We start from the raw sequence: 17,109 nt of genomic DNA, 5'->3' as shown, positions 1-17,109 counted from the left end.
TAAAAAGCGGCTTTGAAACCTCTGGTTTCAGGCCGTTTTTTTGCGTGCAGCTATAACTTGTGAAAGTAAAAAGGAAGGAACGGGCCAAGGGCAAGGCAAGCATAAGGTGTACGGAAGTGTAACATTTTTGCACTTAATGTGATTAATTTCACTATATCTGAAAACGGATTCAGTTACAATAAAGACAGTAAATCAGGGGTTACAGGAGGCTGGTTCAGATGGCAACACATGCTTATTATGTTCCGCCCGTGAACTTGATGGGCAGGGGATGTTTACAGGAAGCAGGCAAGATGATTCAGGACATGGATATTCGCAAAGCACTGGTTGTTAGCGATCGGCAGCTGATCTCTTCCGGTGTAGCTGAGCAAGTACTGTCTATATTAAGAAAATCAGGGCTAGACTACGTGGTATATGATGAAGTACAACCAAATCCTACGTGTCAAAATGTGCATGAAGGTCTCAAAGTGTATCAGGAACATGACTGTGATGCCATTATATCAATCGGCGGAGGTTCACCTCAGGACGCAGCGAAAGCCATCGGCATTGTTGCTACCAATGGTGGACATATTCGGGACTACGAAGGATTGCATCAATCGCATCATAAGTCTGTACCGCTTGTAGCGATTAATACGACTGCCGGTACATCGAGTGAGGTGACCATTAATTACGTGATTACGGATGAGGAACGCAAGGTGAAAATGGTAATGGTGGATCGAAACAGTCTGGTCTCTCTGTCAGTGAACGATCCAGAATTGATGCTCAGCAAGCCAGCCAGTCTGACAGCTGCAACAGGCATGGATGCTCTGACCCATGCGGTGGAAGCGATGGTGACGCCTGGCGGATTCACAGTGACCAGTGCGACAGCTGCAGCAGCGGTTGAACTGATTTTTGAGTATTTGCCACGAGCGGTCAGAGACGGGAGCGACCTTGAAGCCAGGGAGCACATGACCTATGCCTGCTTCTTGGGAGGAATGGCTTTTAATAATGCGGGTCTCGGCTATGTGCATGCCATGGCACATCAACTTGGAGGTGTGTACGATCTGCCGCACGGCGTATGTAACGCCATGCTGCTCCCTTATGTGGAGGAGATGAACGCGAAGCATGTGCCCGGCAAATTCCGACATATCGCCAAAGCCATTGGCATGAATGTGAAGGATAAGAGTGATGAAGAGTGCTCCATGTATGTCATTGACGCTATTCGCCAGCTCTCCAGGGAAGTGGGCATTCCCGAGAAATTGTCCGAGCTGGGGGTGACGGATCCTGATCTCGAGCTGCTTGCAGATAATGCGATGAAAGACGCCTGTGCCCCCGGCAATCCGTATCAGCCTTCGAGAGAAGAAGTGATGGAGCTTTTTCGCAAAATTATATAGATACGAGTACAACACGATGAACAGTATTTTTTCACAAACGATAAAGGAGCTGGCGATGAGCCGGGCACAGTCCTGGCTTTTTGTTATGTCCCAAGGTGGGAAGTTACTTATTTTTCCATTTTAATCAATCGTACAAAAGCAAAAGGATTTTGAATCCCTACAGCGAATACAATAATCTAATCACAGCAGCATCAAAAAGGAGTGATTTCAGCCTGAACTTTTGTCTTACGTTTCCCAGCAAGATTCCCCAGCCCGTTTCGTGTTTAATGTTAATTAGGGATAATGGATTGCATTTCTCACGGGGTACATCTTAATTTCAATTCCACCAATCACCTCTGCACGGCAAGTCAAGGCTACTCTGTAATGATCATCCTACTCAGACATACAATGAATTACGTTCCGCTACAGTCTCGGGCGAGATTGCGATATCAATGGATATGGTTTGTCTGTACAGCGTGCTCCTAATCATGACAACAGCGTCCAAACAACAGAATATGGATTATGGGCTCTGAAATGTACCAGAAAGAATGCGCGTGGAGGAGGCTGTAATGATGGCAAAAAAAGAAGTTGTAGCGATGCTGCTCGCAGGAGGGCAAGGCAAAAGGTTAAAAGGGTTGACCAAATCACTGGCGAAGCCAGCTGTATATTTTGGCGGGACATACCGGATTATTGATTTTCCTCTAAGCAACTGCTCCAATTCAGGCATTGATACCGTTGGTGTACTGACACAATATGAACCTCTGGTACTGCACTCCTACATCGGCATCGGCAGCGATTGGGATCTGGACCGCAAAAATGGCGGGGTATACGTCCTTCCACCGCATGAACGTGAAGACGGTAGTAACTGGTACCGAGGCACAGCAGATGCGATTTACCGCAACCTGAATTTTATTGAACAATTCGATCCAGAGCATGTACTTATCCTTTCAGGGGACCACATTTACAAAATGGATTATGAAAAAATGCTCAGGTATCACAAGGAAAAAGACGCGGATTGCACCATATCGGTCATTGATGTTCCGCTCGAAGAAGCCAGCCGGTTTGGGCTACTTAACACCCACGATGATTACCGCATCTACGAATTCGAAGAAAAGCCTCCTGAACCCAAAAGCACACTTGCTTCCATGGGTATCTATCTCTTCAAGTGGGATGTACTGAAACGTTTCCTGATTCAGGACGAACAACAGGCATCCACCTCATACGACTTTGGCAAAGACATCATTCCCTTATTGCTTGAAAATGAAAAATCCTTATACGCTTATCCTTTTGAAGGCTATTGGAAAGACGTAGGTACCATCCGCAGTTTGTGGGAGTCCAACATGGATCTGCTGGATGAGGAGACACCGCTCAACCTGAATGATCCCAATTGGCGCATCTACACCCGTAATCCGAATCAGCCGGCACAGTATATTTCACCTGCAGCCAAGGTGCGGAATTGCATTATAAGTGAAGGCAGTATCGTACATGGAGAGGTTAACCACTCCATACTGTTCTACGGGGTGGAGGTTGGAGAGCACAGTTCCGTCATTGATTCTGTCGTCATGCCACGGGTGAAGATCGGGAAGAATGTGCACATTCACAGAGCGATCATTGCGGAAGGGCTGGTCATTCCGGATGGAACCTACCTATCCCCTGCGCCTGAGGATGAAAGTGACGTATTGCTTGTGGACCATGAAGAATTGGAACGTCAGCTTCAACAGGGAATGACAACTAAAGTCTAATCTGAGCCCAAAGGACGGTGCATGCGATGAAACCATTAATCGGTGTTATTAACCTTGATCATGAACTTGAGGAATTGAAGGAATTGACGTACTTTCGCTGCGGAGCCGCGGTTCCTTACGCCGGGCGTTACCGTCTAATCGATTTTGTATTATCCAATATGATGAATGCGGGCATCGAGAGTATTGGGGTGTTTGTCCGCCGCAAATACCGTTCGTTAATGGATCACCTGAGTGACGGCAAACCCTGGGATCTGGATCGCAAACATGGAGGCATGTTCATCTTGCCGCCGGACTGGAATGATCCAACGGATACGTCACAGGGGGATTTGCAGCATTTTCACAACAATCTCGATTTCTTTCACCGCGGTTCGGGTGAATATGTGGTTCATGCCGGCAGTCGGCATGTGACCAAAGTAGATCTGCAGGATGCCTATCAATATCATGTGAATAAGGGAGCAGACGTGACGCTGATTTGCAAAAAAGTGGACCAACTGCTGCCTGAGCACGATGCCTGTGTCAAAGTTGAACATGACGGGAACGGTAATGTGGTGGACATTCACCAAAGCGCCGATCACCCGAATATATATACAGAAATTTTCATCATGAAAAAGGAGTTGTTCCTGCGTCAGGTCCAGCGCTGCATTGATCATGGCGAGAGCCATTTCTTCCGTGATGTCATACAGAAAAATCCGGATGGTTTAAACATTGCGGCCTATGCTTATGAGGGCTATCATGCCGTGATTAATTCCATTGACAGTTATTATCGCAACAGTATGGAGCTGTTGAATACGGGGCTGTATGATCAACTTTTCAGAGAAGAACCCGTGCAGACCAAGATTAAATACGAGGCACCTGCGAAATACCTCGACACGGCCGAGGTCAAACATTCCCTGCTTGCCAATGGATGTATTGTGGGCGGAGAAGTGGAGAACAGCATTTTGTTCAGGGGAGTGCAGGTAGCGAAGGGAGCCAGAATTAAAGGCTCAATTATCATGCAGAAATGTTACATCGGTGAAGATGCGGTACTGGAGAATGTCATTCTGGACAAAGACGTGAAACTGACTGGTGGACAGACGCTCATCGGGGACCCGTCGAACCCGTATATCTTGGCGAAGAGTACTATTATCTAATACCTGCTGTTAACCGATATCATCTATAAATAAAATAAAAATTCTGAAGGATGGTTATACGCGAAATTGCAATGCTCAAGCAGGAAGAGCAGAAGTAGTGAAGGGGACGAAGTCGATTCTGGAGAAGCAAAGCGTTCGCATTTATCCCTGGATTTTCACCTTATTAAAAAGTTGAAAAAATCCAGGGATAACGGCGATCGAAAGAACGATTCGTAACCGGAACGGGCACTTGCTGGATTTGAGCAGTGAAGCGTATGAAATAAACCATCCTACAGAATTTCACCGGGAGGAACCTGCTTTTGTTTGACAACAAGGAAACATTCAAGAGTATATTTGGGCGGAATCTGGTCAGCAAATTGGGCAAACCACTTGAAGAAGCCACGAACGAAGACGTCTATCACGTTCTGGGCAGCATGATTCGCGAGTATGCGGGCCAGGACTGGGCAGCGTCGAATCAGGGATTCAAGCAGCGCCAGGATAAACAGGTATATTACTTCTCGCTGGAATTCCTGATTGGACGTCTGCTGGGCAACAATTTGTTGAATGTAAATGAACTGGAACTGGTACGCGACAGTCTCGCCGAGCTGGGCTTCTCATTGGAGGACATTGAGGAACAGGAATCGGATGCCGGCCTGGGAAATGGCGGATTGGGCCGTTTGGCTGCGTGCTTTCTGGACTCGCTCGCATCCCTCGGCTACGCTGGCCATGGCTGTGGTATCCGGTACAAATACGGATTGTTTGAGCAAAAAATCATCGGTGGCAATCAGGTAGAGCTTCCGGATAACTGGCTCGATAAAGGTAATGAATGGGAAGTAAGACGCCCGGACAAAAAGGTCGAGGTTCAGTTCTGGGGCCGGGTAGAGGCCTACGAGCAGGACGGACATTATCATTTTGTGACCAAGGATGCGGAATCCGTCGTTGCGGTACCCTACGATATTCCGGTTCTTGGATACGGTCAGCCGCATGTGAATACGCTTCGCCTGTGGAGTGCAGAGCCGAAGAGAGAAACCTCGATGGATACCCCTTCGAACTATTACGGTTACCTGGATTACAGCCGGTCGGTGGAGTCGATCTCCGAATTTCTGTACCCGGACGATTCCCAGTACGAGGGCAAGCTGCTTCGCTTGAAACAGCAATACTTCATGTGCTCTGCTGGCGTGCAGAGTGCATTGCGTACGTTTAACAAGCTGGAACTCTCATATGACCGGTTACCAGACAAGGTGGCATTCCACATCAATGATACCCACCCGACGCTGGTCATTCCGGAATTGATGCGCATTCTCATTGATGTGAAGGGTTATGGTTGGGATGAAGCATGGGATATTACAACGCGTACCGTTTCTTATACCAATCATACGACGCTGAGTGAGGCGCTGGAGAAATGGCCGGTGTCCATGATCAGCAAGCTGCTGCCACGCATTTATATGATCATTGAAGAGATAAACAAGCGATTCTGCGGCATGCTTCTGGATCGTTATCCGGGAGAACAGGAGCGTATTCAGCATTTAGCTATCATTGCGAACGATCAGGTTCGTATGGCACATCTGGCGATTGTCGGCAGTCACAGCATTAATGGTGTCGCTGCATTGCATACCGAAATCTTGAAGGAGCGGGAGATGGCGCCGTTCTATGCCTTGTATCCAGAGCGTTTTAACAACAAAACGAACGGGATAACACATCGTCGCTGGTTAATGCATGCGAATCCCAAACTGTCCAATCTGATTACCGATACGATCGGTAGTGAATGGATGACAGAGCCAGGCAGATTGAATGAACTCGCCGAATTTGCAGGCGACGCATCATTCCAGCAGCAGTTAAGGTCCATTAAACACGAAAATAAGGAACGGCTCGCGGCATACATTTTGGATCATACCGGAACGGCGGTTAACCCGGATTCGATTTTTGATGTACAGGTGAAAAGGCTGCATGGCTACAAGCGCCAGCTTCTGAACATTTTACATGTCATGCACCTATATAACCGTCTTAAGAATGACTCGTCATTCGATATCGTTCCACGTACATTCATCTTTGGAGCGAAGGCTGCACCAAGTTATTATTTTGCGAAGAAAATCATCAAGCTGATCAACACGGTCGCGGATACCGTGAACAAGGATAAGGCGGTAAATGACCGGCTGAAGGTATTTTTCCTCGAAAATTATTCCGTCTCTCTGGCAGAAAAAATTATTCCGGCCGCGGACGTCAGTGAACAGATCTCCACTGCAGGGAAGGAAGCTTCAGGTACGGGCAATATGAAGTTTATGATGAACGGCGCGTTAACCATTGGTACGATGGATGGGGCTAATGTGGAAATGGCTGAGCAGGTTGGAGAAGAGAATATGTTTATCTTCGGTCTGCGAGCGGATGAAGTGCTGGATTATTATCGTTCAGGCAGCTATCGTCCTAACGAAATTGTACAGCAGGATGAACGCATTCGCGAAGTGGTAGAACAGCTCGTTCATCCAGGACCGTTCTGTTGTCGGGAAGGCGAATTTTGGGATATCTATGATTCCTTGCTGGCACATGGAGATGAGTATTTTGTATTGCGTGACTTTGCTGCCTATGCCGATGCCCACGCGGCCATTGATAAGGCTTATCGGGATGTGCCCGGCTGGTCACATAAAACGATTCTGAATACGGCTCAATCCGGTATCTTCTCCAGTGACCGTACTATTAGCGAATATGCTACTGATATCTGGGGAATTCATCCGGTTTCGGGACACTGGAAAGGCTGAGGTAAATAAGTCAGGAGATGAAGTCCCCTTGATGCAAGGGGACTTTGTTGTGTTATTTTTATTGGAAAAGAGTTGAATACCGCACGCAATATCAAAAAAATAAACTTCCGTTAAGTGATAATCAAATCAAGAGGAAAGCATTCATCTCTATTTCTATGAAGAAAGGGAAATTATTCGTTATGGATCATTACTCGCAAATACAACGGGCTATTGGGTATCTCGAGGAGCATTTGCAAGATGAATTCAACATGAGGCAGGCAGCGGCAGCAGCGGGTTTTTCCGCGTTTCATTTTCAGCGTTTATTCCAGGCAATCACCGGGTTTACCGTACTTGAATATGTGCGCAAGCGCAGGCTGACAGAAGCAGCTAGGCAATTGCTGGACTCGGCAGATGGCATCCTTCATGTGGCCCTGAAGTGGGGATATCATTCGCAGGAAGCTTTCACCAGAGCATTCACTGCCCATTGGGGGACGACACCGGCCCGCTTTCGCAAGCTGAATGAGCTGCCCGCTTCTGCAAAGATTCAGCAGAGTATTGACTTTAACGACTATCGTACCCGGCTGGGAGGAGAGTTTATTATGAACAAACCACGCCTTGTTACCATGCAGGCCATCCAAATCATAGGTTACGCTTACCACACGAATTTGAATAACGACCAGCACTATAACGAAATTCCGGGATTCTATCATGATTTTGGTTCAGAACAGAAATTTATGAATATCCCTGAACGAGCACGTCCTGATTTGGCCTATGGTGTCGCCTGTCAATTTGAGGATGATGGTGCATTCACATTTCTTGTTGGTGAGGAAACTTCATCTGACAAGGTACAACTTCAACCAGGTTATACAGCATTTGAGATCCCGGGGGGATTGTACGCCGAATTCACCGTGGACGGTTCCGGACAGGATATCCGCAAGATGATTTATGGCAGCTGGCTGCCCCAATCCAATTATGAACGCAGGGAAGGTCCTGATTTTGAGATAACCGATGTGTGGAAATCCACCCCTGAGCAATTGGACATGAAGATCTATATTCCGGTAAAATAAGGGAGCCGCACTGCGGAAATCATTCCCGGAGGATACTGGTACATGCAAAAAGGTAGGGGAATATACAAGCCCAGGATCGTGGTCTTGGTTGCCGTTTTTGCAATAGCATACCTATGGATTATGGGGAATTTGTTATTTATCCATGGAAGGGTCTCAGGGGAGCGTTATCAATACAATTTTGTTCCGCTTGAGACGATCGGACCCTTGTTACTAGAGAGGGAAAGATACAGTACGGAGGCTTGGGTTAAAAATCTGTTCGGTAATATTGTATTGTTTATTCCACTGGGCATATGGATTCCCTGGTTGTTCCGTTCATGCCGAACGGGGATGAAATTTACATGGACCGTTATTTTGCTGCTGCTTGCCGTTGAATTGGCGCAGCTGGTTTTGCGTGTGGGTTCGTTTGACGTGGATGACATCATCCTCAATACCCTTGGTGCCTGGATCGGTTATATTGCATTTCGTCTGTTCATACAATTCATATAGACAAGGAGATCGGAATAGAAGTCTGCCACTCAGGCGGGATTCATTTTGGTCTTTTTTTGTGTGCTTCGGGACACGTTTGTGTTTATACAGTCGGCATTTCGGATAAAACATATTAACGGGTTGTTCTGTACCTAAATGACCTATGTTCATGACAGATATCGGAATAATGCGAATGTGCGGACAAAAATTAGTGAAGAGCGGAAACGGGGTGATCCACATCGTGTGGTGGAAAGAGAGTGTTGTATATCAGATCTATCCCATTAGTTTCAAGGATTCGGATGGGGATGGTCACGGTGACTTGCAGGGCATTTATGAAAAGCTTGATTATTTAACGGATCTGGGGATCGACGTCATCTGGATCTGTCCCATTTATGAATCTCCCGGACATGATAACGGTTATGATATCAGCGATTACTATGCCATTATGCGCAAATTCGGCACGATGGAGGATTTTGACCGGTTACTCACAGCGGCTCACAGCAGAGGGCTCAAAATCATGATGGATCTGGTGCTGAATCACACATCGGATGAGCATGCCTGGTTTGCCGAATCCCGCTCCTCCAAGGTCAATCCCAAACGGGATTATTACATATGGCGATCAGGTAAAAACGGTCAGGTTCCAAATAACTGGGAATCCTATTTCGGCGGGTCCGTGTGGAAGCATGATCCCGAAACGAACGAATACTATCTGCATTTGTACTCCGAGCATCAGCCTGATCTGAATTGGAACAATCCACAAATGGCCGAGGAGATGTACGAAATGGTGCATTGGTGGCTGCAAAAAGGGGTGGACGGGTTCCGTTTTGATGCGGTAGCCCATATTGCCAAGGCTGAAGGACTGCCCAGTGCACATAATCCTGACAATCTGCCGGTTGTCCCAGCATATCAGCTGTTCTCCAACCTGGAACAAGTACATTCCATATTGAACAAGTTAAACGACATGATTCTGAAGCCATATGGTCCCATGACCGTCGGAGAGACGTCAGGTCTGGGCCCGGAGCAGGCTCTTGCTTACGTGGGAACAGATCGCAACGAGCTGAATATGGTGTTTCAGTTTGAGCATATGTTTGTGGACGCCAAATCTTCGGGGATAGGGAAGTGGAATTACAGGGAGTGGAAGCTGACTGAACTGAAGGAAATCATGAGCCGCTGGCAGACTGTCCTGCACGGTAGAGGCTGGAATGCCAACTATATGGGCAATCATGATCAGCCGCGCCCGGTTTCCCGTTTCGGAGACGATGGCCGTTACAGGGTTCGGTCTGCCCAGATGCTGGCTACCTGGATGCTTACCCTTGAAGGAACACCTTACATCTATCAGGGTGAGGAGATCGGCATGACGAACGTTGCATTTCCGAATATCGAGCAGTATCGAGACATTGAAACGATGAATTATTACAGGCATTATATCGCCCAAGGGCGGGACAAAAATGACATTATGAAGGCGATCTGGCTGAAAAGCCGGGATAACGCACGTACACCCATGCAATGGGACGACACGGAGCATGCAGGGTTTACGGAAGGCGAGCCATGGATTCAGGTCAACGATAACTACACAGAGATCAATGTGGCTTCTGCTGAAAATGACCCTGGATCCGTATTGCATTATTATCGTAAGCTAATTGCCCTTCGGAAGAAGAGCAAAGTGCTGATCTACGGTGAGTATGAACTGCTCTTGCCAGATGATCCGGACATTTATGCCTATACACGTACGCTGGATGACGAGAAGATGCTCATCATCCTTAATTTTCGAGGGCATGAACCGGAGATGCACTGGCCAGAAGGCTGGACAGAGGAACGTGCGAAGCTGGTCATCAGCAATGTGAAAAGACGGTATTCAACGGATGAAGGTACCATTCTGCTGCAACCCTATGAAGCCAGAGTCTACCGTTTGCAATCCTGAAGGCGACATTTTGCTTCCCGCAAACGGTTTGATTTATAATAAAGTAGGTAAATGCCATTATGATGGATGTGAACGCAGCGGAACTTGAGAAATGAGGTTGCTCACATCCAATCGTCAGGAGGACTTAAAATGTTGAAAATGACGTACCATGGACACTCCAGCGTACAATTGGGTACTGGGGAGAAGTCTTTAATTATCGATCCGTTCCTGCGTGGCAATGAACTGGCCGTGACCAAGCCGGAAGACATCAAAACCGATGCCGTTTTGCTGACGCATGCACATATGGATCATATTCTCGACGCCGAACCGATTGCCAAGGCGAATAATGCCAAAGTCGTCGCCATCGTGGAGCTGGCTACATACATGTCCTGGAAAGGGCTGGACACCATTGGCATGAATATGGGCGGAACAGTAGATCTGGATTTTGCTCAGGCCAAAATGATTCAGGCGTTCCATTCTTCGGGGATTGTGCTTGAAGAGGAGCAGCGAATCATGTATGCAGGAATGCCTGCAGGATTCATCATTAACATAGGTGGTAAAACCATTCTGCATGCCGGAGATACAAGCTTGTTCAGCGATATGAAAATGATTGGTGACCGTCATCAGATCGACGTAGCTTTTCTGCCGATTGGCGGGCATTTCACAATGGGCCCAGAAGACGCACTGCAAGCTGCGGAGTGGTTTAACGCAGAACTGACCATTCCGGTGCACTATGATACATTCCCGGTGATCCGTCAGGATTCTGAGAACTTTGTACAGCAACTTGCTGCCAAAGGACTGAAAGGTCAGGTCCTTGCACCAGGCGAATCCATCACGCTTTAATTGAATTAAATGATTATTATGGTTAGCACGTAATGTTCATTTACGTAATCGTTTTTTTTGTACATGAACACTATTTTATAACATTCGAATATACGGCCAAAGGCGAATATCACGTTATGATAACTGACGTGATATTCGCTTTTTTTCGGTTTTAGGTTCAAAAAGTGGGCTTGAAGTTGGTACATATAACAAAAATATTGAATTTTCATTGTTGCAGGCTGGTTGGGGATGTTATAAAAAACTACACGTAAACAACGTTCCGAATGGAACGGAAAATAGGGGGAACGTTCATGTCATTTATGAAATCATTGTTTTTCCAAATTATTGTGGCGGTGATCATCGGGATAGGTGTAGGTATCTTGTGGCCTGATTTGGGCAGCTTACTGCAACCGCTTGGAACAGGCTTCATCAAATTAATTAAAATGATTATTGCACCTCTTATTTTCATGGTGATCGTTACAGGTATTGCCAAAATCGGTGATCTGAAGTCGGTCGGGCGAATTGGACTCAAAGCGATTATATGGTTTGAAATTGCAACGACGATTGCTCTCGTCCTTGGTCTCGGTACAGCCAACCTGCTCCGTCCCGGTGCAAGCATGAATGTTGATCCTTCAACACTTGATGCAAGTGGCATTGAAGCCAAAACGAACGGATCCGAGCTGCCGCATGTGGTCGATTTTATCATGAACATCATTCCGACCAGTGTTGTGGACGCTTTCGCACAAAATGCATTATTGCAAGTATTACTTGTAGCCTGTCTGTTTGGAGTGGCACTGGCGGCAACCGAGAACAAAGCAAAGGAAAATGTGCTCACATTGATTGAGAATATACTGGGAATTCTGTTCCGGATTATTGGGTACATCATGAAACTTGCTCCAATTGGTGCGTTTGGTGCCATGGCCTACACGGTTGGAGCGTATGGAGCCTCGACGCTCTCCTCATTCGGGATGCTTATCATTGCCTGCTATGGAGCTGCCTTGTTGTTCCTGGTGATGCTTGCACTTGCGGCTTGGTGGATCACCGGTCTTAACTTTTTACAATTTGTAAAATATACCCGTTCTGAAGTCATGCTGGCGATTGGAACAGGTTCATCCGAAGTGGTTATGCCCCGTATGATGGATAAGCTGACGAAAGCGGGATGTGACCGAGCAGTCGTTGGTCTCGTTGTTCCGACAGGGTACTCGTTCAATCTGGATGGTGCTTCAATCTATCTTTCCCTTGCAACCGTATTTCTGGCTCAGGCGGTAGGCATCGACCTGACGCTCGGACAAGAGATCACAATCCTGCTCGTGTTAATGCTAAGCTCTAAGGGGATGGCTGGTGTTCCCGGTTCTGCCTTTCTTGCATTATCGGCTACCGCGGCTGCGCTCAATGCATTCCCGGTTGCTGCGGTTGCGCTGCTGCTTGGAGCAGATCGTTTCATGGACACGATGCGTGTCTTCACGAATCTGATGGGCAATTGCGTGGCCGCATTCGTCGTAGCCAAGTGGGAAGGTTTACTGGATCAGAAGCGCATGCGCGCCGTTCTTTCCGGTGAGATCAGCGCTGCAGAACTGGAACGTGAAGAACAGGCCTCGATATCATCAATGCCAGTAAATAGGTCTGAACAAGGGAAAAGAGCCGTATCACCCGAAATGCTTTAGAAAGGCCAGAGTCTTGATTCGCGAGTATCCCCCCTTACAAGGGGAACCTACCAACCCATAAAGACGTCTGTTTTTGCAGTGTTATCACTGCGAAAGCAGACGTTTATTTGCGTTCACCACTACTTCACCACTACATGTATCAGGGAGTTGCCAAAAGCAAACCTGCAAATTTATGTTACAGAGCGATTATTAATGGGGAATGTGTAGAAGAGGAATATTCTAGGTATATTGTAGTTTCAACTTGTATATACATGTTTACTTATGTAATATAGAAATGTAGTTAACTGAGATCTTGATCATGTGCAATACAACTTATTGGAGGCGTTAACATGAGTTCAAACGATACAACTTCCTCATCGTGGTGGAGAACCTCCACGGTGTATCAGGTATATCCCAAGAGCTTCAACGACACCACGGGTTCAGGTACCGGGGATATTCGGGGGCTGACCGAGAAGCTTGATTATTTGCAGCACCTCGGAATTGATATTGTGTGGCTGCAGCCGGTATATGTATCTCCGCAGAATGATAATGGTTACGACGTAGCGGACTATTACGAGATTAATCCGGACTTTGGTACGATGGAAGATTTTGATGAATTATTGAAGGGTCTGAAGGCTCGTGATATGAAACTGATGATCGATATTGTGGTGAATCACTCGTCAACCGAACATGAATGGTTCAAGCAAGCGCGTTCATCCAAGGATAATCCGTACCGGGATTATTTATATTTGGAAAGATCCGGCGTCGGACGGCGGCGTACCAAACAACTGGCAGTCCAAATTCGGCGGACCCGCTTGGCAGTACGACGAGCAGACAGGGCAGTACTTCCTGACTTTGTTTGACAAAACCCAGGCCGATCTGAACTGGGAAAACGAACAGGTTCGCAAGTCGGTAAGGGACATGATCAAGTTTTGGGCAGAAAAGGGTGTAGATGGTTTCCGGATGGACGTCATTAACCTAATCTCCAAGGATCAGCGTTTTCCGAATGATGACGGCAGCGAAGGACCAGGCGATGGACGCAAATTCTATACGGACGGACCACGTGTTCATGAATATATCACCGAGATGTATGAGGAAGTATTCGGTCCTTACAACATGGTAACGGTTGGAGAGATGTCTTCCACAACTCTGGAACATTGCATCCGCTACTCGAACCCGGCTTCCCGTGAATTTTCAATGACGTTCAATTTCCATCACCTGAAGGTGGATTATCCGAATGGGCAGAAGTGGGAATTGATGCCTTATGATTTTGAAGCGATGAAACGCTTGTTCAGTGAATGGCAGGCAGGAATGCAGGCAGGTGGAGGCTGGAACGCACTCTTCCTTAACAACCATGATCAGCCGAGAGCGCTGTCCCGTTTCGCAGATGATGGGGACTACCGCGCTGAGAGTGCCAAAATGCTGGCAACAACCATTCACGGCATGCAGGGCACGCCTTATGTCTATCAAGGTGAAGAGATCGGAATGCCGAATCCCGTCTGGAATGACGTAAGCGAATTCCGTGACATTGAGTCCACGAATATGTATCGTTTGCTTCAGGAAGAACGCGGAAAGTCAGCGGAAGAAGCCTTTGCCATCGTGAAAGAGCGCTCCCGAGACAACTCCCGTACGCCGATGCAATGGGATGACAGCAAGAACGCCGGATTCACAACAGGCACACCTTGGATCAAAGTAGATGAACGTTATCCTTCGATAAACGTAGCTGAACAATTGGCTGATCCGAATTCGATCTACTATCACTATCGTAAGCTCATTGCACTGCGCAAACAGGTCCCCGTACTGACAGATGGTCTGTATGAGCGCCTGGATGATGCACATCCCGAAGTATTCGCTTATGCCCGGACAAATGGCAATGCAACATTGATCGTTGTGTCCAACTTCAGCAAGAGAGAGGTATCCTTCTCACTCCCAGCAGCGGTCTGGAACGATCACGTATCCGGTAAAACGGCTGAACTGCTTATTGGCAACACAGAGGTGGCACCTGCTCTGGATCAAGTCATCTCACTTAGTCCGTATGCTTCTTATATGTGGCTTGTACCACAACAGGACTAAATTACATTATCTAAATAGGAAGTGACAACATGGCAATCGATAGAAAACAGGTTGAGGAGATCGTACGGGCTGTCGGTGGAAAAGAAAACATCGAAGCTGCGACGCACTGTGTCACACGACTCCGGTTTGCCTTGTATGATGAGAGTAAAGTGGATACGGAAGGTCTGGACCAGAATGATCTGGTCAAAGGGCAATTTTCATCGCAAGGTCAATTCCAGGTTGTTATCGGACCTGGACTTGTCGATAAGGTATACGATGAGATGATCCAGATAACAGGCGGTGACCGTGCCTCCAAGGACGATGTGAAGGCAGCTGCCGGCAAAAAGCAAAATCCGATCCAACGCGCAATCAAAACGCTGTCAGACATTTTTATTCCGATCCTGCCTGCCATAATTACGGCCGGTCTTCTGCTCGGAATCAACAATATTTTGACAGGGCCGGGCATATTCTTTGATGAACAATCGCTGGTTGATGTCTACCCGGCATGGAAGGACCTTGCGTCCATCATTAATACCATTGCGAGCACAGCCTTTACCTTCCTTCCTGCCTTAATTGGTTGGTCAGCGGTAAAAAGATTCGGCGGAAGTCCGCTGCTGGGGATTGTGCTTGGGCTGATCCTGGTGCACCCTGATCTGCTGAGTGCCTACAGCTATGCGAATGCAGTAAATGAAGGCACCGTACCAACCTGGAATCTCTTCGGCTGGCACATTGAGAAAATTGGTTATCAAGGACAGGTTCTGCCCGTATTGGTTTCGGCCTATCTGCTGGCCAAACTTGAGATTTTCCTGAACAAAAGAGTGCATGACTCCGTCAAGCTGCTTGTCGTTGCCCCTGTAACGTTACTTGTTACCGGATTCCTTGCATTTACCATCATTGGTCCTGTTACGTTCGCCATTGCGAATGCGATTACATCTGGCCTGATTTATATTTATGAATCCTATGCGGCACTTGGTGGTCTAATCTATGGTGGTCTATATGCATTGCTGGTTATTACCGGTATGCACCATACGTTCCTGGCGGTAGACGTGCAATTGATTGGTAGTCAGGGAGGTACCTTCTTGTGGCCGATGCTGGCGCTGTCCAATATCGCCCAAGGTTCTGCGGCACTTGCAATGATGCTCGTTCTGCGCGAACAGAAGATGCGCGGACTTGCGGCTACTTCATCCGTATCAGCTTTCCTTGGTGTTACGGAGCCTGCAATCTTCGGGGTAAACATCCGTTATCGTTATCCGTTTATCTTCGGTATGGTTGGTTCTGCCATAGGTGGCGTGCTGTTGACCATGAATAATGTCCAGGCGACCTCCATCGGTGTAGGTGGGGTTCCCGGATTCCTGTCGATCTTCCCTAACAAATGGGGAGTATTCTTTATCGGCATGGCAATTGTGCTCATCGTTCCATTCGTCCTGACGGTGATTTTCGGCAGAGCGAAGTTGAGAAAGCAAGATCGCAGTACCCATGCTGAAGCGGTAACCGAAAGTAAAACAACCGCAGTTTCCGCGAGCAATACAGCGGTTTCGGGTGAGGAAGCAGCCGCAGCCGAACGGACACGCACAAACGCACAAGTGGGAGACGAACCGGTGAACACGCTGGAAGTCATGGCCCCATTAACAGGAACAGCGGTTCCGCTGGACCAGGTACCGGATCCAGCTTTTGCCGAGAAACAGATGGGTGAAGGGGTAGCCATTGAACCTTCAGGCAATCGAGTGGTTGCCCCGTTTGATGCCCAGGTTGCACATGTTATCAAAAGCAAACATGCGGTCATTCTGGAGCATGCAAGCGGCTTGCAAATTTTGATCCATGTTGGGATCAACACGGTATCGCTGAAAGGCGAGGGCTTCAACATGCACGTCGAAGCTGGTGAACATGTTAGAGCCGGACAGACGCTGCTCGAATTTGATCGTAATGTCATTGAAGCTGCTGGACATCCGCTCATTACACCAATCATTATTCCGGATGGGCAGGATATGGTTGATCGGGTGGAAGTTACTACAGGTGACGTTACATCGAATCGCAATGGTATACTAACCGTTCATTTGAAGGGATAATTACCCACCTGAGCTTATAAAAATATTCGCTTTCTTCTATTCAAAACGAACCAGTACAGGTCTGCGAGCCTGGAACTGGTTCGTTTTTCTTTGGGGTCATGATACACTATGTATAACTAAAATTTGAAATAGACTATCGTTGATCTCCGCGTGTATGCATGT

10 protein-coding genes and 1 pseudogene are annotated in these 17,109 nt (G+C 47.4%); all 11 read left to right on the top strand.

Going from position 1 to position 17,109, the window contains the following annotated elements:
- The first annotated feature begins 218 nt into the window (after positions 1-218).
- The gene (locus tag ABIC22_RS27165) at positions 219-1,370 is read left to right on the top strand and encodes an iron-containing alcohol dehydrogenase (protein WP_354485176.1); all 1,152 of its coding nucleotides are present in this window, start codon (positions 219-221) and stop codon (positions 1,368-1,370) included.
- A gap of 551 nt (positions 1,371-1,921) precedes the next feature.
- A complete protein-coding gene (locus ABIC22_RS27160) occupies positions 1,922-3,091 on the top strand; it encodes a glucose-1-phosphate adenylyltransferase (RefSeq protein WP_127536108.1) in 1,170 nt (389 codons plus the stop codon).
- Positions 3,092-3,117: 26 nt separating this feature from the next.
- Positions 3,118-4,221 (top strand): glucose-1-phosphate adenylyltransferase subunit GlgD, encoded by a 1,104-nt coding sequence (glgD, locus tag ABIC22_RS27155; protein ID WP_354485174.1) that lies wholly within the window; start codon positions 3,118-3,120, stop codon positions 4,219-4,221.
- Between the two features lie 299 nt (positions 4,222-4,520).
- Positions 4,521-6,953, top strand: coding sequence for a glycogen/starch/alpha-glucan phosphorylase (locus ABIC22_RS27150; protein ID WP_127536106.1), 2,433 nt, complete (start codon positions 4,521-4,523; stop codon positions 6,951-6,953).
- A 179-nt stretch (positions 6,954-7,132) separates the two neighbouring features.
- Positions 7,133-7,999 carry an AraC family transcriptional regulator gene (locus ABIC22_RS27145; protein WP_354485172.1) on the top strand — a complete coding sequence of 289 codons (867 nt, stop codon included), beginning with the start codon at positions 7,133-7,135 and terminating at the stop codon, positions 7,997-7,999.
- A 42-nt stretch (positions 8,000-8,041) separates the two neighbouring features.
- Complete coding sequence (locus ABIC22_RS27140; RefSeq protein ID WP_354485170.1) at positions 8,042-8,485, top strand: VanZ family protein; 444 nt, start codon at positions 8,042-8,044, stop codon at positions 8,483-8,485.
- 172 nt (positions 8,486-8,657) lie between these two features.
- Positions 8,658-10,385, top strand: coding sequence for a glycoside hydrolase family 13 protein (locus ABIC22_RS27135; RefSeq protein ID WP_354485168.1), 1,728 nt, complete (start codon positions 8,658-8,660; stop codon positions 10,383-10,385).
- A gap of 129 nt (positions 10,386-10,514) precedes the next feature.
- Positions 10,515-11,207, top strand: coding sequence for a metal-dependent hydrolase (locus ABIC22_RS27130; protein ID WP_127536103.1), 693 nt, complete (start codon positions 10,515-10,517; stop codon positions 11,205-11,207).
- A 290-nt stretch (positions 11,208-11,497) separates the two neighbouring features.
- Positions 11,498-12,850, top strand: coding sequence for a C4-dicarboxylate transporter DctA (dctA, locus tag ABIC22_RS27125; RefSeq protein WP_354485165.1), 1,353 nt, complete (start codon positions 11,498-11,500; stop codon positions 12,848-12,850).
- A gap of 329 nt (positions 12,851-13,179) precedes the next feature.
- Positions 13,180-14,902: pseudogene (gene treC, locus ABIC22_RS27120) on the top strand (alpha,alpha-phosphotrehalase).
- A gap of 29 nt (positions 14,903-14,931) precedes the next feature.
- Positions 14,932-16,947 carry a PTS system trehalose-specific EIIBC component gene (gene treP, locus ABIC22_RS27115; RefSeq protein WP_354485163.1) on the top strand — a complete coding sequence of 672 codons (2,016 nt, stop codon included), beginning with the start codon at positions 14,932-14,934 and terminating at the stop codon, positions 16,945-16,947.
- The last annotated feature ends 162 nt before the right edge of the window (positions 16,948-17,109 follow it).

The organism is Paenibacillus sp. PvP094 (assembly GCF_040546835.1).
Lineage (GTDB): Bacteria > Bacillota > Bacilli > Paenibacillales > Paenibacillaceae > Paenibacillus > Paenibacillus illinoisensis.
The sequence above is the reverse complement of the archived record's forward strand: the minus strand, read 5'-3'. Positions and strand labels throughout refer to the sequence as shown.